The 19,216-nt window shown below is 51.2% G+C and carries 18 protein-coding genes and 1 other annotated feature; of the genes, 17 read left to right on the forward strand and 1 reads right to left on the reverse strand.

Going from position 1 to position 19,216, the window contains the following annotated elements; translation table 11 throughout:
* Position 1: 1 nt before the first annotated feature.
* From tsaB to MKY59_RS06280, 4 genes are all read left to right on the forward strand, one after another.
* Complete coding sequence (tsaB, locus tag MKY59_RS06265) at positions 2-853, forward strand: tRNA (adenosine(37)-N6)-threonylcarbamoyltransferase complex dimerization subunit type 1 TsaB (protein WP_339276604.1); 852 nt, start codon at positions 2-4, stop codon at positions 851-853.
* A gap of 14 nt (positions 854-867) precedes the next feature.
* A complete protein-coding gene (rimI, locus tag MKY59_RS06270; RefSeq protein ID WP_236415191.1) occupies positions 868-1,383 on the forward strand; it encodes a ribosomal protein S18-alanine N-acetyltransferase in 516 nt (171 codons plus the stop codon).
* On the forward strand, positions 1,383-2,438 hold the full coding sequence (tsaD, locus tag MKY59_RS06275) for a tRNA (adenosine(37)-N6)-threonylcarbamoyltransferase complex transferase subunit TsaD (RefSeq protein WP_236415189.1): 1,056 nt from the start codon (positions 1,383-1,385) through the stop codon (positions 2,436-2,438). Before rimI ends, tsaD begins: the two co-directional genes overlap by 1 nt.
* A 505-nt stretch (positions 2,439-2,943) precedes the next feature.
* Positions 2,944-3,288: a binding site (T-box leader), on the forward strand.
* A 221-nt stretch (positions 3,289-3,509) separates the two neighbouring features.
* A complete protein-coding gene (locus MKY59_RS06280; protein WP_339276606.1) occupies positions 3,510-5,066 on the forward strand; it encodes a 2-isopropylmalate synthase in 1,557 nt (518 codons plus the stop codon).
* 707 nt (positions 5,067-5,773) lie between these two features.
* Here the strand turns inward: MKY59_RS06280 and MKY59_RS06285 are convergent.
* A complete protein-coding gene (locus tag MKY59_RS06285; RefSeq protein ID WP_339276608.1) occupies positions 5,774-7,738 on the reverse strand; it encodes an ABC-F family ATP-binding cassette domain-containing protein in 1,965 nt (654 codons plus the stop codon).
* 345 nt (positions 7,739-8,083) lie between these two features.
* On the opposite strand from MKY59_RS06285, the gene MKY59_RS06290 reads away from it, so the two are divergent.
* The 13 genes from MKY59_RS06290 (at position 8,084) to rhaD (ending at position 18,974) form a co-directional block, all read left to right on the forward strand.
* Entirely contained in the window at positions 8,084-8,707 is a 624-nt protein-coding gene (locus tag MKY59_RS06290; protein ID WP_236415182.1) for a 5-formyltetrahydrofolate cyclo-ligase, read from the forward strand.
* A gap of 16 nt (positions 8,708-8,723) precedes the next feature.
* Positions 8,724-9,224 carry a cyclic pyranopterin monophosphate synthase MoaC gene (moaC, locus tag MKY59_RS06295; protein ID WP_290371440.1) on the forward strand — a complete coding sequence of 167 codons (501 nt, stop codon included), beginning with the start codon at positions 8,724-8,726 and terminating at the stop codon, positions 9,222-9,224.
* Between the two features lie 37 nt (positions 9,225-9,261).
* The gene (locus tag MKY59_RS06300) at positions 9,262-9,747 is read left to right on the forward strand and encodes a MogA/MoaB family molybdenum cofactor biosynthesis protein (protein WP_236415180.1); all 486 of its coding nucleotides are present in this window, start codon (positions 9,262-9,264) and stop codon (positions 9,745-9,747) included.
* A 188-nt stretch (positions 9,748-9,935) separates the two neighbouring features.
* Positions 9,936-10,184 (forward strand): twin-arginine translocase TatA/TatE family subunit, encoded by a 249-nt coding sequence (locus tag MKY59_RS06305; protein ID WP_236415178.1) that lies wholly within the window; start codon positions 9,936-9,938, stop codon positions 10,182-10,184.
* Positions 10,185-10,262: 78 nt separating this feature from the next.
* A complete protein-coding gene (gene tatC / locus MKY59_RS06310) occupies positions 10,263-11,048 on the forward strand; it encodes a twin-arginine translocase subunit TatC (protein WP_339276609.1) in 786 nt (261 codons plus the stop codon).
* 345 nt (positions 11,049-11,393) lie between these two features.
* Positions 11,394-11,675 (forward strand): co-chaperone GroES, encoded by a 282-nt coding sequence (gene groES, locus MKY59_RS06315; protein WP_236415176.1) that lies wholly within the window; start codon positions 11,394-11,396, stop codon positions 11,673-11,675.
* Positions 11,676-11,749: 74 nt separating this feature from the next.
* Complete coding sequence (gene groL, locus MKY59_RS06320; protein ID WP_236415175.1) at positions 11,750-13,381, forward strand: chaperonin GroEL; 1,632 nt, start codon at positions 11,750-11,752, stop codon at positions 13,379-13,381.
* 539 nt (positions 13,382-13,920) lie between these two features.
* On the forward strand, positions 13,921-15,147 hold the full coding sequence (locus MKY59_RS06325) for an MFS transporter (protein WP_339276610.1): 1,227 nt from the start codon (positions 13,921-13,923) through the stop codon (positions 15,145-15,147).
* Between the two features lie 473 nt (positions 15,148-15,620).
* On the forward strand, positions 15,621-16,109 hold the full coding sequence (locus tag MKY59_RS06330; protein ID WP_236415173.1) for a DinB family protein: 489 nt from the start codon (positions 15,621-15,623) through the stop codon (positions 16,107-16,109).
* Between the two features lie 182 nt (positions 16,110-16,291).
* A complete protein-coding gene (locus tag MKY59_RS06335; protein WP_236415172.1) occupies positions 16,292-16,579 on the forward strand; it encodes a hypothetical protein in 288 nt (95 codons plus the stop codon).
* 70 nt (positions 16,580-16,649) lie between these two features.
* Complete coding sequence (locus MKY59_RS06340; RefSeq protein WP_339276613.1) at positions 16,650-17,102, forward strand: hypothetical protein; 453 nt, start codon at positions 16,650-16,652, stop codon at positions 17,100-17,102.
* A 133-nt stretch (positions 17,103-17,235) separates the two neighbouring features.
* Positions 17,236-17,805 (forward strand): GNAT family N-acetyltransferase, encoded by a 570-nt coding sequence (locus tag MKY59_RS06345; protein WP_236415170.1) that lies wholly within the window; start codon positions 17,236-17,238, stop codon positions 17,803-17,805.
* A 317-nt stretch (positions 17,806-18,122) separates the two neighbouring features.
* Positions 18,123-18,974: a rhamnulose-1-phosphate aldolase gene (rhaD, locus tag MKY59_RS06350; protein ID WP_236415168.1), complete on the forward strand. Its 852-nt coding sequence runs from the start codon at positions 18,123-18,125 to the stop codon at positions 18,972-18,974.
* The last annotated feature ends 242 nt before the right edge of the window (positions 18,975-19,216 follow it).

Here is a 19,216-nt window from a genome sequence, read left to right on the forward strand (position 1 = left end):
TATGGAACAATTGCAGCAAAAAGGGGGGCGGCGGTTTCTTGCTCTCGATACGTCCACCGCAATGATGGCGGCTTCCGTCATGGAAGAGGAAGCGCTGCTGGAGGAGCGAAACGAACGGGCAGACCGCAACCATTCGGTGCATGTGGTGCCGGTGATGGAAGAGCTGCTGCAGGCCAGCGGCACCCGAACGGGCGAGCTGGACGGCATTGCCGTAGGCATCGGTCCAGGCTCGTACACGGGCATCCGCATTGCGGTGACCGCGGCCAAGACGCTTGCCTGGGCTTGGGACATCCCCGTTGCCGGGGTGTCCAGCCTTCAGGCGATCGCTTGGGGCGGCTGGCACGCAGGCCTCGCCGCCAAGGCGGAAGCTGCGGCCGAGGATGCCGCAGCGGCAGGGCTTGGCGGAACGCCATCCGCGGACCAGGACGGCACAGGTGCCGCCCCTGTCCACTGGATCGTTCCGCTCGTGGATGCGCGGCGCGGCCAGGCCTACACCGCGCTGTTCGCCGGCGCCGGAAGCGCTGCGCCCCGGCGCCTGGAGCAGGATGCCATCCGCAAGATGGACGGATGGCTGGAAACGCTCGCCGCCCGCATCGCGGAGGCGGCGCCCGAGGAGCGGCCCGTCGCCGTCTGGTTCGTCGGCGAGACGGGGCCGCATGCAGAGGCAGCGGCGGGGCTTCGCTGCCCGGCCGGGACGGCGATCCAGCTCGTGCCTTATGAGCTGGAGGGCCGTTGGATCGGGCGCCTCGGCGCTGCCGCGCTGCTTGCAGGCCAGCATGACGACGTGCATGCGCTGGTGCCGAACTACACCCAGCTGGCAGAGGCGGAAGCCAACCTGCTGCGCAAAGGTTGAAGGAGGGCTTGCGAATGGACAGGCTGGAGGGGCAGCAACCGGATGAAGGGCTGCAGTTCAGGCTGATGACCATGGACGACATTCCGGGCGTAATGGTCATCGAGCACGAAGCGTTCACCTTGCCGTGGACGGAAGAAGCATTCCGCAATGAATTGACGCATAACCAATTTGCCAAATATATGATCATGGAATATGAAGGCGCTCCGATCGGATACGCCGGCATGTGGACGATTATGGATGAGGCCCATATTACCAACATTGCCGTCCGCAAGGCATACCGGGGACGCGGGCTGGGAGAACGGCTGCTGGACGAACTGATGAGAACGGCCGCATATCTCGGCATGGAGCGAATCACGCTGGAAGTCAGGGTTTCGAACCATGTTGCCCAGAACCTGTATGCCAAAAAAGGATTTGAATCCGCAGGTCTTCGCAAAGGATATTATTCCGACAACCAGGAGGATGCGATGATCATGTGGGCCAATCTGCCGCCCGTGGACCGCGATGAAGAGGAAGGAAGCGTAACGGATTAATGAGCGAACACAATGAAAGTCAACTCTCGGCCCCGGCCTACATTCTTGCGGTCGAGACAAGCTGCGACGAAACGTCCGTAGCGGTGGTCAAGGATGGATGTGAAGTGTTGTCCAACCTGATCTCGAGCCAGATCGAAACCCATAAGGCATTTGGCGGCGTGGTGCCTGAGGTCGCTTCCCGCAAACATGTGGAAGTCATTACGCTGATGATGCAGGAAGCGATTGAGAAATCAGGCATCCGTCCACAGGATTTGAGCGCGATTGCGGTTACGCAGGGTCCGGGTCTCGTAGGCGCTTTGCTGGTGGGCATCATTGCGGCGAAAACGCTGGCGATGGCTCTGGGCAAACCGCTGATCGGCACGCATCACATCGCCGGGCACATCTACGCCAACCGGCTGACGCAGGAGCTGCAATACCCGGCCATGGCTTTGGTGGTATCCGGCGGTCATACCGAACTGGTGCATCTGGAATCCGAAGGCAGCTTCAAACTGATCGGGCGCACGCGTGACGACGCGGTAGGGGAGGCCTATGACAAAGTGGCCCGTGCCCTGGGTTGTCCCTATCCCGGCGGACCGCATGTGGACCGGATGGCCCATGAGGCGCATGAAGCCGTGCCGCTGCCGCGGGTTTGGCTGGAAGCCGACTCGTACGACTTCAGCCTGAGCGGGCTGAAATCGGCCGTGCTTAATGCGCTCAACCAGGCCAAAATGCGAGGCGAGACGCTGGAGCCTGCCGCAGTGGCGCGAGGGTTCCAGGAGGCCGTCGTTGAGGTGCTGGTAGAAAAAGCGGTGCGGGCCGTGCATCAGTACGGTTCCCGTCAATTGCTGCTGTGCGGCGGCGTGGCTGCCAACCGTGGTTTGCGTACTGCGCTGCAGGAGCGCTGTGCCAAGGAGGGCCTTCAGCTCCTTATTCCGCCGATGGAATATTGCACGGATAATGCGGCGATGATCGGAGCTGCCGCTTATCTGAAATTCAAACGCGGAGAGGACATGAACTACGATGCCAAGGCCGATCCGGGCCTTTCGTTGGAGGCATGGTCGGTCCGCGCCGTTTAAGCTTTTTGGACTTTGCGGGTTGACACCTGCTTGCAAAGCATGTATATTAAAACCAAATTTAAACAGGGAAACGCAATGAACAGGATCATTAGGGATATTCCGGGATCAAGAGAACTGCGGGTTGGTGCAACGCAGTCGATGGAAGCCTGAAGCTCGCCTGGAAGCGGAATGATGGAAGTCGGGAAGTGTTTGCAATGTGTGATGTTGCTCGCTTGTCCAGTACATCGTTACGGGTTGCCTCCGTGATGGGGCCGTTGTTGAAGGTTCATGCCGAATGCAATGATATTCTGGTACATGAACGCTTTAGCAGCACTGAGGTGGATTTTCGCAGTCTCGGCATAGTTATGGCGTGTGGACGCATACGCGGTAACGGGCTGATGGCACGGAAATCAACAAGAGTGGTACCGCGTATGGGTGAACAGCCTGTCGTCTCTTGAATGAGATGGCAGGCTTTTTTTGTTACTTATAACGATGCGAAACGCAATTCATGTGGAAACGAATAACGATAAAGGTAATGAACGGGAGCAGTAGGACGAGGGTGGTGTACAGAGAGCTGCGGGGTGGTGCAACGCAGTCGCCGAATCGTGCGAATCTCGCCCGGGAACAGAGCCGTGGAATCATGGAACAGGTTGCCTCCGAAACTGATCGGGCAGCAGGAACCATAGGGTACATGGCAACGGCTAACCCCCGTTACAGGGTGGTTTTCGGTCAGGCTAGCGCTTGGATTGGCAGCGGAGTTGCGCTGCTGCAAGTGCGGGCATGACCGGGACGCGAGGTGGATGCTTCGGGGATTTCCTGAACATCAAACAAGAGTGGTACCGCGGAGGGAGAATAACCCGCCGTCTCTTCTAGAAGAGATGGCGGGTTATTTGTATTTGCTGCCGGCAGCAGGGGTGGGCGCAATTTAAGGAGTTAGAAGGTTAAGCCATGGCAGGATGGAAGGAATAATCGAAACGCAAGTCGACGTGCGTTTCGGCATAAAGGTAGTAGAGTGAATCGGCAATAAACGAACAGGCGCCGGGTCGCCGGGAACGGCACCGGTCAATTAACTATCGATGGAGGATGTGGACGATGACAACACCACAGCATAAACGGATGATCGAAATTTTTGATACAACGCTGCGCGACGGGGAACAGGCGCCGGGAGCGAGTCTCCAGCCTGAACAGAAGATTGAGCTGGCACACCAGCTGGCTGCACTCGGCATTGATGTCATTGAGCCTGGATTTCCGATTTCGAGTCCGGGCGAGTTCGCGGCGGTGCAGGCGATCTCCCGCCAATTGCAGCAGGTTGAAATTTGTGGATTTGCCCGCGCGGTGAAGCAGGACATTGATGCAGCCGTCAAAGCGACTGCAGATGCGGCTAAACGTCGGATTCACCTGTTCATTTCCTCTTCCGATATCCATATCGAGCATCAACTGCGCCGCCCGCGGAGCGAAGTGGTTGCAACGGCAAGGGAAATGGTCGCCTATGCCCGTCAATTCACGGACGTGGTAGAGTTCACGGCCATGGATGCCGCGCGCACCAAAATCGATGACCTGATCGAAATGGTCGAGGTCGCGATTGAAGCCGGGGCAAGCATTATTAACCTGCCAGATACTGTGGGATATGCGCTGCCACATGAGTACGGAGAGATGTTTCGCCGCGTGCGTGAAGGGGCCAGAGGCGGCGATCGGGTGCGATACAGTGCGCATTGTCACAACGATCTCGGACTGGCCGTAGCCAACAGCTTGGCAGCAATCGCCAACGGGGCCTCCCAGATCGAAGTGACGATTAACGGCGTGGGCGAGCGGACGGGCAATACGGCGCTTGAGGAACTGATTATGGCATTGGAAACGCGCGGCGACGCCATTGGGGCGACGACGAACATCAAACTGAACCAGCTTTATGAGACTTCGCGCCAGATCAGTCGTGCAATGCATTTTCCGATTGCTTACAACAAACCGGTCGTGGGACGCAACGCTTTTCAGCATGAGTCTGGCATTCATCAGGACGGCCTGCTGAAAAACCGCAATACGTATGAAATCATGGATCCGGAAGCGTTGGGCATTCCGCGCAGCATGATTATTCTTGGCAAGCACTCCGGGCGTCATGCCTTGAAGGATCGCGTCCGAAAATACGGTTTCGAACCGGATGAGCAGCAGTTGGAACGTCTGTATGAAGTGTTTAAGGAAACGGCGGATCAACAAAAGGTAGTAAGCGATGATCAGCTGCTGCAAATGGTCAGCCAAACGATGAACATTCCGGCCCAGGATTACGAATTGCTGGAGCTTCAAGTAACGGCGGGCAGTATGACCGACCGGGTAGCAGCAGTGCGCATTCGCACCAGTGCCGGGGAACAGACGTATTCCGCCATCGGTGGCGGTCCCGTGGATGCGGCGATCAAGGCGATCAGTCAGAGTATTGCCGAGGATATCTCCTTTGTGGACATGGAAATCCAAGCTCTCAGCGGAGGCGCCGGTGCTACAGGAGAAGCTGTAATTACCGTGGAGCGCGCCGGACGCGAGTTCAAGGGAACGGCGACGCATCAGGATATCGTAATGGCGGCTGGCCTTGCGTATGTCGCGGCATGCAACGCAGCCGGTTTGAAGGCGGAATCCATGGAAAATGCACAAACCGTGCATGCATAGGTTCTAGGTTCTAGATTCACTGGGGAAGAAGCAATCCGAGGCAAAGCCGGCTTGATGGCTTTGCCTTTCTTTTTTTCGGGTACGTTCCTCGTATAGTAAATGCATGCGGAAAATAAGGCGTAATTTGGCATCGAAAAGAGTGAGGCGTTCCGCACAAATCATGCTTATCTCTGATATGTCGTTCTATTTAGTCTTTTTCAGCGGAAGGAAACGGATGTGAGCTGAAATGATAAATGTCAAGATGTGATTATAGTTATGCACATATTCAGTGAATTTTGTGGATAATCCTGTTGAAACCTTCCCTGTCTTGTTTTCGAAACTAAAAGGTTTTAGGGGATATTTAAGGAGTGAATTGTCCACAACGATGTGGATAACGTGGATAAGTCGGTGGATAAATATGGGTTTTGTGCGATTAAGCTAAGTGTGCAGCCATTTTCCTGCAAAATGACGTATGGTTTGTAGACGGAGGGTTTGTGGATAAATCGTCGGTTATTCGCTGAAAAAAATATTCCAGGATTCGATGGTTTCGGACAACGGAATTCCCCAAATGTTTTGGCGGCTTCATATCGTAAATTCAAAAAGCTGACTCCGCAAAGGAATCAGCTTTTTTGGGTAATGCGTATCATGGAGATTCGCCGGATGCATTCCCGACCGGACCGGCAGGTTGGGCCGCCGATATCCTTAGGGTTCTTCTAGGGATAATATGCCTATTCCATTGCCAGAGCTTCCCACTCTTCATAGGCTTCGGCGAGTTGTGTTTTGAGATCATCGGTTCTGGCCTGAAGCTCCTGCAGCTTCATATAATCCTGATACACTTCTGGTAAAGCCATCTCAGCCTCGAGTCCGGCGATTTCCGTTTCCAGCTCGGTGATCTGTTTTTCCAGTGCTTCTTGTTTGCGCTGGCGGTTTCGCTCCTCGCGTTTCGCCTGTTTGCCGGCTTCAAAGGAAGCGGCGCCCGAATCTTCGGAAACGGCTGCGCGAGATTCTGGACGGGAGGCCTTTCTGGCGGACGCTTGCGCCGACTGCGCCTCCGCAGCTTCGCGGGCAATGTCCTCCAGTTCCTGTTTTTTCTCGACGTAATCGTCGTAATTGCCCAGATAATGCTCCGTTCCGTTTGGATGCAGCTCCACGATCCGTTCCGCCATTTTGTTCAGGAAGTAACGGTCATGGGAAATGAACAGCAGTGTTCCTTCGTAATCGATAAGGGCAGATTCCAGTACCTCTTTACTAAACAAGTCCAAATGGTTCGTCGGTTCGTCGAGAATGAGCATGTTGGCTTCCTTGAGCATGAGCTTGGACAGGGAAACGCGAGCCTTTTCCCCGCCGCTGAGCGAAGAAATCCGCTTAAGCACGTCGTCGCCGCTGAACAAAAAGTTGCCCAGCACCGTCCGGATTCGGGATTCCTCCATGTGCGGGTACGCGCTCCATACTTCCTCCAGTACCGTATTGGTTGGAGTAAGGCCGGTCTGTTCCTGATCGTAATAGCCGATCTGAACCTTGGTCCCCCAGTTGATCTTGCCGCTAACCGGGCGCAAGCTGCCGGTGAGGCACTTCAGCATCGTGGATTTCCCGATGCCGTTCGGCCCGATCAGGGCGACCGTTTCGCCGCGGCGAAGATCAAACGATACGTTGCGGAACAGCGGAGAGGCTTCGTCATACGCCGCCGAAAGTCCATCGACTTGCAGCACCTCCTTGCCGGACATGACCGCTGTCTCGAAAGAAAAGTGGGCTTTTTTCAACTCGCCCATCGGCTTGTCCAGCCTTTCCATCTTTTCGAGCGCCTTGCGGCGGCTTTGGGCGCGTTTGGTCGTGGAAGCACGCACGATGTTTTTCTGGACGAAATCCTCCAATTTGGCGATCTCGTCTTGTTGTTTCTCGTATTGTTTCATTTGGCTTTCATATTCGGCGGCCTTCAGCTCCATGTAGCGGCTGTAGTTGCCCGTATATTTTTTGGAGCGGTGGCGCTCGATTTCAACGATATTCGTGACGAGACGGTCCAGGAAGTAGCGGTCATGGGAAACAACGAGCAGAGCGCCCGAATAACCGCGCAAATAATCTTCCAGCCAGGTGAGCGTTGGAATATCGAGATAGTTGGTCGGCTCATCCAACATGAGCAGATCCGGGGCCTGCAGCAAAATGCGGGCCAGCGCCAGTCTCGTTTTTTGCCCGCCGCTCAGCGTCGAGATCGGGGTGTCCGGCGAAAATTCGCCGAATCCCATGCCGTGCAGAATGCTGCGGATGCGCGTTTCCATCGCGTAACCGCCCTGGTCTTTGAACCAGTCGGATTTGCGGGCGTAGCGCTCGAGCAGGTCGGCGTATTTTTTTTCGTCCTCCATTTGGGCCGGGTCTGCAATATCCAGCTCCATCTGTCTCAGTTCTGCCTCCGCCTGCGTCAGGTGGGCGAATACGTTGATCATTTCTTCCCAGATGGTGCGTTCGGATTGCAGGCCGCTATTTTGGGCGAGATAACCGAGCGTCGTTTCCTTGGACCGGAAAATTTGCCCTTCGTCATAGGACATTTCTCCGGCGATGATTTTGAGCAAAGTCGATTTGCCCGCACCGTTCACTCCGACGAGTCCGATGCGTTCGCGTTCCAATATTTGCAGGTTTACGCCGTCCAGAATCGGATCGACACCATAACGTTTAACAATTCCGGATACTTGAAGCAGCATAGGTTATAGTTCCTCCATTACGTTCCAGTTCTTGATTAGAGACTGCGACGAAATAAAGTACCTCTAATTTCTTCGCAGCTTCTTAGGCAACTGCTTTCCAGTTTACATGAAAAACAGAACAAATGCACTGATTGACAACGGCCGGGCGTGTAGTCTTTTTGGTCAATCAATGATAAACTGAAACAAGGCATGTTAAACGATGATGGTTTTGCAGAATTTTTGCAGAAAATAAATGAGTAACTTCAAAATATTCAACAAGATGACAGCATGTCATGACGCATATACATGTTTTGCTTGGATTCAAGAGCCGCTTTCATGTGATCAAACAGGGGGTATTTCAGGGACATGCAGGATCAGACGCAGCAAAAGAACGAGCTTCGTTCAAGGCTCAGAAAGAGCCGAGACCTGTTGGACGATTCCATTCGGCGCCGGGCTATGGCCGGAATTGAAGAATGGACCCTGAGAGAACTCGAACGTCTTCGCCGGGAAAAGGACAAGCTGATCGTGTTCAGTTATTTGTCATATCGGAGCGAGGCGTCTACGGCATTCCTGTTTGAAGAGGGATGGAAGCGCGGCGATCTCATGCTTGCGCCGAAGGTGCAGGCGAACCCGCAGCGGATGGAACTGCGCAAGGTAGAGGGAATGCAGGACATCGAGCCCGGAGTATGGGGCATTCCCGAACCGAACGAGGAATGCGGGATTTATCCGCCCGAACAGTGGCCGGATATTGATTTTATCGTCGTGCCCGGACTGGGGTATGATCGTCAGGGAGGGCGCATCGGTTATGGCGGCGGTTACTATGACCGTTTCGCTGCCATGCTCTCGGCCCAAAGCGCGGCGGCCGGCAAACGGCCGCTGCTGGCCGGATTCGTGCTTCCCGGTCAATTGCAGGACGAAATTCCGATGGAGCCGCTTGACTTGCGGCTCGATCTGCTGATCATGGCAGAAGGGGTCGTACATATCGAATAAAAAGGTTGTGATCGCATTGAATTCAGATTCGGCTCGTGGAGGCGCCGAAGGGCAGCTGACCCATTTTAATGAACAGGGGCGTGCCCGAATGGTCGACGTTTCGGCGAAAGAAATTACGGTGCGGACGGCAGTTGCCGTCTCCAAGGTGACGATGAACCCCGCCACATTGGAAGCGATTCGCGCTGGACGCATCGGCAAAGGAGACGTTCTTGCGGTGGCTCAGATTGCCGGCATTCAGGGTGCAAAGAAAACGTCGGACTGGATACCGATGTGCCATCCGCTGGCCCTTACCGGGGTTGACATTCGTTTCCGGGACAACGGCGTGGATGAACTGCATATCGAAGCCGTCGTCAAGACCGAAGGCAAAACCGGCGTCGAGATGGAGGCACTTACTGCCGCCTCGGCTGCGGCATTGACGATCTATGACATGTGCAAAGCGTTGCAAAAAGATATGATTATCGGCCCGACGATGCTGAAGTCCAAGACCGGAGGCAAAAACGGGGATTTCAGCCGATAAGGAAAAATTATTTTCATAGAGGAGAAGGGGGATCTATATGGTGTGGAGAACAGCAATCCTGACAGCCAGCGACAAGGGAGCCCGCGGAGAGCGCGAAGATACTAGCGCTCAGGTTATCCGGGAGCTTGTGGAGGAGGAACTGGGCGGGGAAATCGTGGAATACCGCATCGTTCCTGATGAACCTGATGAGATTATCGCGGCGCTGATTGAGATGACGGATTATTTCCATGCCGATCTGGTGTTGACCACCGGCGGCACGGAGCTTGCCATTCGCGACATTACCCCCGAAGCGACAAGGCGTGTGATCGAACGCGAGGTGCCTGGCATGGCTGAAGCGATGCGATATTCGGTCATGAAAAAAAATCGGTCAGCCATGCTGTTTCGGGGCGTGTGCGGCATTCGCGGACGCACGTTAATTGTGAACCTTCCAGGAACGCCGAAGGGCGTGCATGAACATCTGGCAGCAATCATGGACCAGCTTCCCGAGGCGTTGTTGATGGTCACGGGACAATTCCGGCAATAATCGTGCATGAACTCCAAACGTGGATGTTAAAAAATGCTTTTCCGAGAACTCTTTCCTGCATTTAATGGGTTATGTAAGTGGTTACATTGTGATATGATGGGGGTAATTGGCAGCAATGCCATAGAACGTTCGCAATCTGGTCAACTACTAAATGTAACAATCCGAACCTGAATGGAGGAGGAATGACCATGTTAAGTTCCATTGGACCGACGGGATTTATTTTGCTTGCTGTCATTGCGCTGCTGTTGTTTGGACCGAACAAGCTGCCGGAATTGGGACGCGCGGTAGGACGAACATTCCGCGAGTTCAAAGAGGGTGCGCGCGACATCATCTCCGACGATGAATCGAACAAGCATAAGGAGCCAGAGAAGGCGAAGCCGGTTGCTTCCGATAGCGCCGCTCCCGAGAAAACTGGTCAGCAGCGCCTGCCGGAGTAGTACCTGAGGACTTGAACGAGAAATCCCTTCCGGCAGGAAGGGTTTTGTACTTTAAGCTGGCTGCAAAGGGGGACGGACATGACGAGGCAGAAGCAAGAAATGACCATGGGTGAGCATTTGGGCGAGCTGCGCAGGCGGCTGATTTACGTGCTTGGCATATTTATGCTTGGTCTGGTGGCCGGATTTTTCGTTGCCGACCCGGCGTATCGTTATTTAACGAAGGCGGAGTCGGCTCAGGGCTTCGTGCTGCATGCCTTTTCGTTCTGGGACGGAATCGGCATTTACATGAAAATCGCCGGGCTGTTTTCGCTTGTGATTACGCTTCCTTTTACGGTGTACCAGATCTGGAAATTTGTCAGTCCAGGGCTTCGACCCGTTGAACGCAAGGCCACGCTGAAATACATCCCCTATGTGCTCATATTGTTTCTGGTGGGACTGGCCTTTGCGTATTACGTCGTATTCCCGATGGCGCTCGCATTTACTTCCTCGATCACGGAAAAAATGGGGTTAGTGGAAACCTACGGCATGAAACAGTATTTCAGCTTCCTGTTCGGCATCGTATTGCCGGTATCGTTGCTGTTCGAGCTGCCGCTGCTGATCATGTTCCTTACAGGACTGCGGATCCTGAATCCATATCGGCTGCGCAGGATGCGCAAAGTATCTTATTTCGTGCTCATTTTTATTGCGGTAGCCGTGACGCCGCCGGATTTCATTTCCGATCTGCTGGTCATGATTCCGCTTTTGTTGTTGTACGAATTCAGCGTGTTTCTGTCTTCCATCGTTTACCGCAGGCAGCTTGCGGCCGACGAAGCGGCAGAGTCGCGTTACGTTCGCGCAGGGAATGCCGAGGGCGCAGGCCAATGAATGGCTTGTGCCTTTTGCGTGATTTGAACTCGGGGTGAAGTCTATTATAAAATGTGGTTACAGGACAAACTGGCATATTTTGTTTGGTGGATGGATACAATGGTGAAGTGCTTTTTACGCCATGTTTCTTTTGCGGACAAGTTGGTATACCAGCGCCCTACAGTATGCAGTGCGCAGATGCCGGTCTTTGTAAAAGTTCGATTGATTTCATGAAAAGGACTTGAAATCAGTCGGCAAGTTGAGTATCATAAAGTTGGTTGTTAGCACTAAACACTGTCGAGTGCTAATACATATGGCTACAACCTATGAAGAACCTTATATAATTTCAAAAGGAGGCTATTTTTCATGATCAGACCTTTAGGTGAACGCGTATTGGTAGAACCATTGGAGCAAGAGCAAACGACTTCTTTCGGGATCGTACTTCCGGACTCCGCGAAGGAAAAACCGCAAGAGGGTAAAGTAATCGCTGTTGGTTCCGGTGCGTTGAAAGACGGAGTGCGCGTAGCTCTGGAAGTAAAAGAAGGAGATCGCGTAATCTTCTCCAAATATGCCGGAACAGAGATCAAATACGAAGGTAAAGAATATTTGATTATGAAAGAGAGCGATATCCACGCGATTCTCGACTAATTCATAATGTAATCGGATCACCGATCAATATAGCATGACAAGATCAAAACATATACTAGGGAGGTTTTCTTAACATGGCTAAAGACATTAAATTCAGTGAAGACGCTCGTCGCTCCATGCTTCGTGGTGTGGATGCATTGGCTAACGCAGTGAAAGTAACCCTCGGTCCTAAAGGCCGTAACGTGGTTCTGGAGAAAAAATTCGGAAGCCCGCTCATCACCAATGACGGCGTAACGATCGCAAAAGAAATCGAACTGGAAGACGCATTCGAAAACATGGGTGCTCAACTGGTTAAAGAAGTAGCAACCAAAACAAACGACGTTGCCGGTGACGGTACGACGACTGCAACTGTATTGGCTCAAGCGCTGATCACAGAAGGTCTGAAAAACGTAACTGCTGGCGCCAGCCCGATCGGTATCCGCAAAGGGATCGACAAAGCGGTTAAAGCGGCTGTTGCCGAACTGCAATCCATCTCCAAACCGGTTGAAGGCAAACAATCCATTGCTCAAGTTGCTGCGATCTCCGCTGCTGACGAAGAAGTTGGCGAACTGATCGCCGAAGCGATGGAAAAAGTGGGCAAAGACGGCGTTATCACTGTTGAAGAGTCCCGCGGATTCGCGACAGAGCTGGAAGTGGTTGAAGGTATGCAATTCGACCGCGGTTACATCTCCCCTTACATGATCACAGATACGGACAAAATGGAAGCTGTTTTGGATAACCCGTACATCCTGATCACGGACAAAAAAATCTCCAGCACACAGGACATCCTGCCATTGCTCGAGAAAATCGTTCAACAAGGCAAACCGCTCGTTCTGATCGCTGAAGACATCGAAGGCGAAGCGTTGGCGATGCTGGTGGTGAACAAACTGCGTGGAACATTCAACGCGGTTGCCGTTAAAGCTCCTGGCTTTGGTGACCGTCGTAAAGCCATGCTGCAAGATATCGCAGCTCTGACTGGCGGTCAAGTGATCACGGAAGAACTGGGTCTGGACCTGAAAACCGCTTCGGTGGATCAACTGGGTACAGCTCGTCAAATCCGCGTAACGAAAGAAAACACAATCGTTGTTGATGGCGCTGGTAACAAAGCGGACATCGATGCACGCGTGAGCCAAATCCGTACGCAACTGGAAGAAACCACTTCCGAGTTCGACAAAGAGAAACTGCAAGAGCGTCTGGCTAAACTGTCCGGCGGCGTAGCAGTAATCAAAGTTGGTGCGGCTACTGAAACAGAATTGAAAGAACGCAAACTGCGCATCGAAGATGCCCTGAACGCAACTCGCGCTGCGGTTGAAGAAGGGATCGTATCCGGTGGTGGTACTGCGCTCCTGAACGTATACAATGCGGTTGCGGCAGTAAGCCTGTCCGGCGACGAGCAAACCGGCGTAAACATCGTGCTGAAAGCACTGGAAGCGCCAATCCGTACAATCGCTGCGAACGCTGGCGAAGAAGGTTCCGTCATCGTTGAGCGTCTGAAAAAAGAGCAAGTTGGCGTAGGTTACAACGCGGCAACTGGCGAGTGGGTGAACATGATCGAAGCAGGTATCGTTGACCCTGCGAAGGTTACTCGTTCCGCACTGCAAAACGCTGCATCCGTAGCGGCTATGTTCTTGACGACAGAAGCGGTGATCGCTGACAAGCCAGAACCAGCTGGCGCTGCCGGTGCTCCTGACATGGGCGGCATGGGCGGAATGGGCGGCATGATGTAACATGAGGACTGAACCCTTGCGTAGCAAGGATTTCTCCTCAGGATAACCCTGATTGCCCATATTGTGTTAAATAAAAGGCACCATAGAGTAGATATCTACTCTATGGTGCCTTTTATTTTTAGAGGGTTTTTATGGATAATATTTCCGGCTTTGATCTTAATGCATCAGTCGGAAGAGATGCTCCCTCTGCGACAAAAGGGACAAAATCTGTTTAGGTTGACATCTAAAGAACTCCATGGTAACATTCAACTCATTAAATAAGAGGAGGCACGTTATCTATGACACATTCCATGCGTATTCGATAAGCTGGCAATAAAAAAGCGGATTTTTCTTCCACACAATTGTGGGCTTTTTTTGAGCTGCTTATTTTTACGTATGGTGAGACATAGATTACGATCTGGATAGCTTATTTTGGCTATGCCTTGTATCGCCGTGTCCTAATTCGTGATGAATGCAGATCTAAGCCCGCATAGTGGTTTGGATCTGTATTTTTTATTGCCGAAAACAAATAACCAATAAAAGATACAGGGAGAATGAATATGAATACACAAAGATGGAAACGTAGTTTCTTTACGATATGGGCCGGCCAGGCCATTTCACTCATTACAAGCGCCGCCCTGCAAATGGCAATTATTTGGTATCTTACAGACACGACAGGATCTGCAATGGTGCTCGCTATTGCAACTATGGTAGGGTTTTTGCCTCAAGCTATCTTGGGTACCATGATCGGAGTATTGGTTGACCGTTGGAATCGAAAGCTGGTCATGATCGGAGCAGACCTTATGGTTGCTGCCGCAGGTGTGGCCTTGGCAGTGGTCGCACTTACAATCGAGCTACCAATATGGGTAGTAATGCTCGTCTTATTAATTCGTAGTATTGGTACCGCATTTCACACACCTGCTTTGAGTGCAGTGACGCCGTTGTTGGTTCCAGAGGATCAACTGACGAAGTGCGCGGGATACAGCCAATCGGTACAGTCGGCAAGCTATATTATCAGCCCTGCAATCGGAGCTTTTCTATATTCGACATGGGAGCTGAATGCCATTATTCTCATCGATGTGTTGGGTGCATTGATCGCTTGCACCACGGTGGCGGTCGTGACTATACCTAATCAAAAGCTGCAAGCAGAAAGTGCCACAAGCAACTTTTTTGAAGAAGTCAAAGATGGCTATCGTGTACTAAGAGAATCGAAGGGATTATTCGCATTGCTTTGGATCGGTGCGCTGTATGCATTTGTCTTTATGCCAATCAATGCCTTGTTCCCATTAATGAGCATGAGCTATTTCAAAGGCACGGCCACCCATGCTTCTATTGTGGAAATCGCCTTCGCAGCAGGCATGCTGGTAGGCGGCTTGTTGCTTGGGGCATGGGGCGGATTCAAAAACCGTGCGCTGAGCATCGTGTTTTCCATTTCATTAATGGGGAGTGCCTTATTCATTTCTGGCCTATTGCCGATCAATGGCTATCTCGTTTTTGTTCTATGCAGTGTCTTGATGGGCTTATCCAGTCCGTTCTATAACGGTGTACAGATGGCGCTCATACAGGAGAAGATTCAACCTGAGTATTTAGGGCGGGTATTTGGCCTGCTGGGTAGCCTAGTATCCTTTGCCATGCCGATCGGATTGATCGTGTCCGGTATTTTCGCGGATCGAGTTGGCATTAACATGTGGTTTCTGTTATCGGGGGTTGTCATCATCGGAATTGCCATACTATGTGCATCTCTTCCCTCCATCCGAGAATTAGACAAAAAAGCTGAAAGGGACTAATACGATGAGATACATGCATAGCTACTTCTTCATATAGTCCTCCCTTCCTAAATCACAGGCGATCCTGCGAACAAGAAAACTGTGAATTCAGAAGGGGGTAACAATAATGAATGCATTGATTAACGCAAAAGAATCATAACAGCTAGTATGGTGCTAATTGGTGTGTTCTATGGATCACATCTCCCCTCTTTTTTGATCCAAATTTCATGTGGATTTCAGAATCATTTAAGGTTCGGGCTTTAATATATATCTTGTAAACCCCTTCTCGTGTGAAAAATAGATGTGTGATTGGCCCTGTCGGATCATCCGGCAGGGCACTTTTTTTGTTTATGGGTTTACGCGCTTCGAGTGCAGTATGGTATCATTTTATATAAACCGCAAAAACTTCCACATGTTAACGGAGAGGCAGAAATAAAACGGTTTTCATTCACTATACTTTTGATTAATTTGAACCTGAAAAGGAGAGGTTGTTCATGAGTGGAACGTTTCAAGTAAGGGATCATTTGTTGCGAGAATTGGAGTTAGGCATCAGAACAGGAGCGTCGCTGATTCGTTTGATTCGTCCCGAGGATTGGGCGTACCGTCCACAGGATAATATGCGCTCCTTGGTCGAGTTGGTTCACCATTTTGTGCAAATCACCGCATCCGATCTGGCAATCATGCAGGAAAAGTCCGAATCCGAGGTAGGAGAGGTCGAGAATCGGCTGTCCGGTATGCAGGACGTTGAAAAGGTTGAAGCGGCGTTGTGGGGGAATTTCGAGGCGTACAAGGATTACATCGTTTCGCTAAGCGAAGAGGATTACCTCAATCGTTCCACGAAAGCATTCTACATGGAGCATGGGCACCTTCAAGCCCAATGGCAGATTGAGACGTTGACTCATGTGTTTCATCACCGTTCACAGTTGTACAACTATTTGAAACAGCTTGGACACGAATTGAACTTCTTCATGCTGTATGCCTAAGCACGCCGATTTACAATCTATCCATAGCTGCAAGCCACCGGATAAGCCGGTGGTTTTTTTATTAATTTTATTATAAATCTAGCAGGTCTATGAAAAATGGACGTAACGACACGTGCATTTACCGCTGCAATTATAGATTCGGCGCATAGAATGCATTATCAAAACAAGAGGAGGTGAGTTCGATGGCCATCCTTTTACCACAACAAACTTACGCCCTTGCCGCAAACGTCGGCAGATCGTATTACGAGAGCCTGGCGGGAGGTATCAACGCCAGCGTGACCGTGAACAACGTTGGACCTGCATCAATAAATCTGGTCATTACGCGTGTTGATGGTCCGAGTGTGACGTTTGCAATCCCTGCGGGAAACGGTCTTACGATTACCGTTAATGGGTTGCTCGTGGCTGGTTTGTTGACGACTGCGCTCGGCGCCGCTACCGGCACGATTCAAGTGGCAATTGCCGAATTCTGATTTGAATGGTGTATAGGTAGACAAGCAAGTCCCTGCACGGACAAGTTCCGGCAGGGGCTTGTTTTTTTGGTTGAAACTCAAGGATAATGAACAAATCACAACGGTCAAATATGAGGGCAATTGGAAGAACGATAAAAAAGAGGGACAAGGAACGTTATTAACTACAGATATCACGGTTCAAGGCGAAATGATGGGAGAGAGTCTCCAAACCGGAATCTTTGCCAAAGACAAGTGGATTAGCGGTTATGAGGTGGAGCATTTTTTGATGGCAGATCCCCCTTATAATTTTACATATAAAGATTCGAATAAGACCATTCGAGTGATGGGAGACACCGGAGGCATTCTTACAGGATTAAAGGAAGGCTATTTCTTCGCTTTTACTTATCAGAAAGGCAAGATCTATAAGGATGTGGGCGTTGGCGATGAGTTTGACCAAAAACAATTTGCCGCTTTCATTAAAACCATCGAAAAAGAAATCAAACCCGTCATTGATCGATTTGAAAAATTGGCAAGATCATTGTAAAACGTGAAGGGCCGTCCTGATGGCATGCGCCAATCGAATTGTTGATGAACCACTGTTTATTCTGCCTGGAATCGACGTAATTTTTGGTATAGACAGCCGTTCACGGCTGCCGAAATAGTAGGAGGGATTCTTTATGGAACGTACTGTTTTTCTTGAAACGGAACGCTTGGCGTTCTCGACCTGGACCAGAGAGGATTATGCGCTCGCCGCATCGTTATGGGAAGATCCGGAAGTGGGCAAATGGATCAGCAGCAAAGGTTATTTAAGCGAGGATGAGGTGGAGGCACGCCTCGAACAGGAAGTAAAACGCGAACAGGAGCTGGGGATACAATATTGGCCCATCTTCGAGAAAGAATCAGGCCAGTTTGTAGGGTGCTGCGGCCTTCGTCCGTATAAAGATCGAGAGCGGGTATTCGAGCTTGGTTTTCATCTAACCCGGGATCAATGGGGAAAAGGCTACGCCACGGAAGCGGCCAGGGCGGTGATTGACTATGCCTTCACGCAAAAGGGGGCAGAAGCGTTATTTGCCGGTCATCATCCGGCTAACGACGGTTCCGGGAAGGTGCTTCGCAAACTTGGCTTCACTTACCAGGGCGAGGAATTTTATGAGCCGACGGGCAAGATGCACCCTTCATACATCTTGTTGAACAGCGATAAGCAATCTGAACGGGTTGGAGATCGTGGCCGGGTGGGTTATAGTTAACATTGTTTTTATGCTTTTTTTATGTCGTTTTCAGCTTCTATTAAGGTAGCGGGGGTAAGATAGATTTTGTAAACCCCTTCTCGTGTTAGATAGATGTGTGACTGACCTCGTCGGATGCCGACGAGGTATTTTTTTATTCGTTTTTCAAAAAAACGTCAAAAAACAAAAATAAACAAAGATAAATAAAACAAAATAAATAATGAGACGATTGACTTATAAAGATAAACAAAGGTATAATGAATGTGAAAAAAGGAACGTATTACTCCGTGAAGTGCCGTGAATTTTCATTCGATGAACAAATAAAGGAGAGAACGATCATGAACATGATCTTTAAGCATGACCCCGCGCAAGTTGCCGGCTGGGACATTCCATTTGTCCGCGAAATGGCGGAAATTACGCAGCATATGTGGAAAAACGGCTGGGATGAACGCAATGGGGGCAATGTCAGCTATTTACTTGATGAGGAAGAAGTAGCCAGGTATGTCGATATCCATCAGGTGCTTCGCACGATCAAACCGGCTTTTTCGGTCGAAGAATTGGCAGGAAAATATTTTATCGTTACCGCTTCGGGCAAATATTTCAAAAACGTGCTTGCCGATCCCGAAAGCAATCTTGGACTGCTGCGCGTATCGCAGGATGGACAGCAGCTGGAAGTGCTGTGGGGCTTCAAGTCAGGAGCAAACCCGACGAGCGAATTGCCGACGCACTTTATGAGCCATATCGAGAGATTGAAGGCAGACCCGAATCATCGGGTCGTCATGCACAACCATGCAACCAACGTGCTTGCAATGACTTTTATCCATGAGCTTGACGAGAGCCGATTCACCAGAACGCTGTGGCAGATGTGTACCGAATGTGTGGTGGTATTCCCGGATGGCGTCGGCATCATCCCTTGGATGGTACCTGGTTCGAACGAGATCGGCCAGGCGACTGCGGAAAAAATGAAACAATTTCACGCCGTCATTTGGCCGCAGCATGGCATCTTTGGTACAGGCACAACGATTGACGAAGCGTTTGGTTTGATTGAAACGATCGAGAAGGCGGCACAGGTATACATGCTTGTCGCAGGCCATGAGATCAAACAACGCATCACGGATGAACAGCTTGCCAACCTTGCGAAGGCTTTTGGGGTTACGCCTCGGCCGGGCATTTTGAATGTGGCCCTGTAATCCTCGAGGAACTCGTCTGAACGAAAATTCAGGCGTTCTTCAGCACTCGAACAGCATAGATTTTTCCAGAATGGCAAACAATACGCTAGGATGGTCTTCGGTGAACGCAAAAGCCGAAGGCCATTTTTCATTTTCAGGCAAGCAAACGTCGTTTTGGTCCAAAAAACTCTGATTTGTGCATAAAGAACGGCTTTGTTATTCATTATTGAATCGTAGAATGCATTATCGCGCGCTGGCGAATC

This window comes from Paenibacillus sp. FSL W8-0426 (assembly GCF_037969725.1).
Classification (GTDB): Bacteria; Bacillota; Bacilli; order Paenibacillales; family Paenibacillaceae; genus Paenibacillus; species Paenibacillus hubeiensis.

Excerpts from the sequence above, each read along its gene's own strand:
- tatC (WP_339276609.1), top strand. The coding sequence starts at position 10,263 with ATGACGAGGCAGAAGCAAGAAATGACCATGGGTGAGCATTTGGGCGAG.
- MKY59_RS06300 (WP_236415180.1), top strand. The coding sequence starts at position 9,262 with ATGGTGTGGAGAACAGCAATCCTGACAGCCAGCGACAAGGGAGCCCGC.
- rimI (WP_236415191.1), top strand. The coding sequence starts at position 868 with ATGGACAGGCTGGAGGGGCAGCAACCGGATGAAGGGCTGCAGTTCAGG.
- rhaD (WP_236415168.1), top strand. The coding sequence starts at position 18,123 with ATGAACATGATCTTTAAGCATGACCCCGCGCAAGTTGCCGGCTGGGAC.
- tsaD (WP_236415189.1), top strand. The coding sequence starts at position 1,383 with ATGAGCGAACACAATGAAAGTCAACTCTCGGCCCCGGCCTACATTCTT.
- MKY59_RS06285 (WP_339276608.1), bottom strand. The coding sequence starts at position 7,738 with ATGCTGCTTCAAGTATCCGGAATTGTTAAACGTTATGGTGTCGATCCG.
- MKY59_RS06280 (WP_339276606.1), top strand. The coding sequence starts at position 3,510 with ATGACAACACCACAGCATAAACGGATGATCGAAATTTTTGATACAACG.
- tsaB (WP_339276604.1), top strand. The coding sequence starts at position 2 with ATGGAACAATTGCAGCAAAAAGGGGGGCGGCGGTTTCTTGCTCTCGAT.
- groL (WP_236415175.1), top strand. The coding sequence starts at position 11,750 with ATGGCTAAAGACATTAAATTCAGTGAAGACGCTCGTCGCTCCATGCTT.
- groES (WP_236415176.1), top strand. The coding sequence starts at position 11,394 with ATGATCAGACCTTTAGGTGAACGCGTATTGGTAGAACCATTGGAGCAA.
- MKY59_RS06345 (WP_236415170.1), top strand. The coding sequence starts at position 17,236 with ATGGAACGTACTGTTTTTCTTGAAACGGAACGCTTGGCGTTCTCGACC.
- MKY59_RS06290 (WP_236415182.1), top strand. The coding sequence starts at position 8,084 with ATGCAGGATCAGACGCAGCAAAAGAACGAGCTTCGTTCAAGGCTCAGA.
- MKY59_RS06325 (WP_339276610.1), top strand. The coding sequence starts at position 13,921 with ATGAATACACAAAGATGGAAACGTAGTTTCTTTACGATATGGGCCGGC.
- MKY59_RS06305 (WP_236415178.1), top strand. The coding sequence starts at position 9,936 with ATGTTAAGTTCCATTGGACCGACGGGATTTATTTTGCTTGCTGTCATT.
- MKY59_RS06330 (WP_236415173.1), top strand. The coding sequence starts at position 15,621 with ATGAGTGGAACGTTTCAAGTAAGGGATCATTTGTTGCGAGAATTGGAG.
- MKY59_RS06335 (WP_236415172.1), top strand. The coding sequence starts at position 16,292 with ATGGCCATCCTTTTACCACAACAAACTTACGCCCTTGCCGCAAACGTC.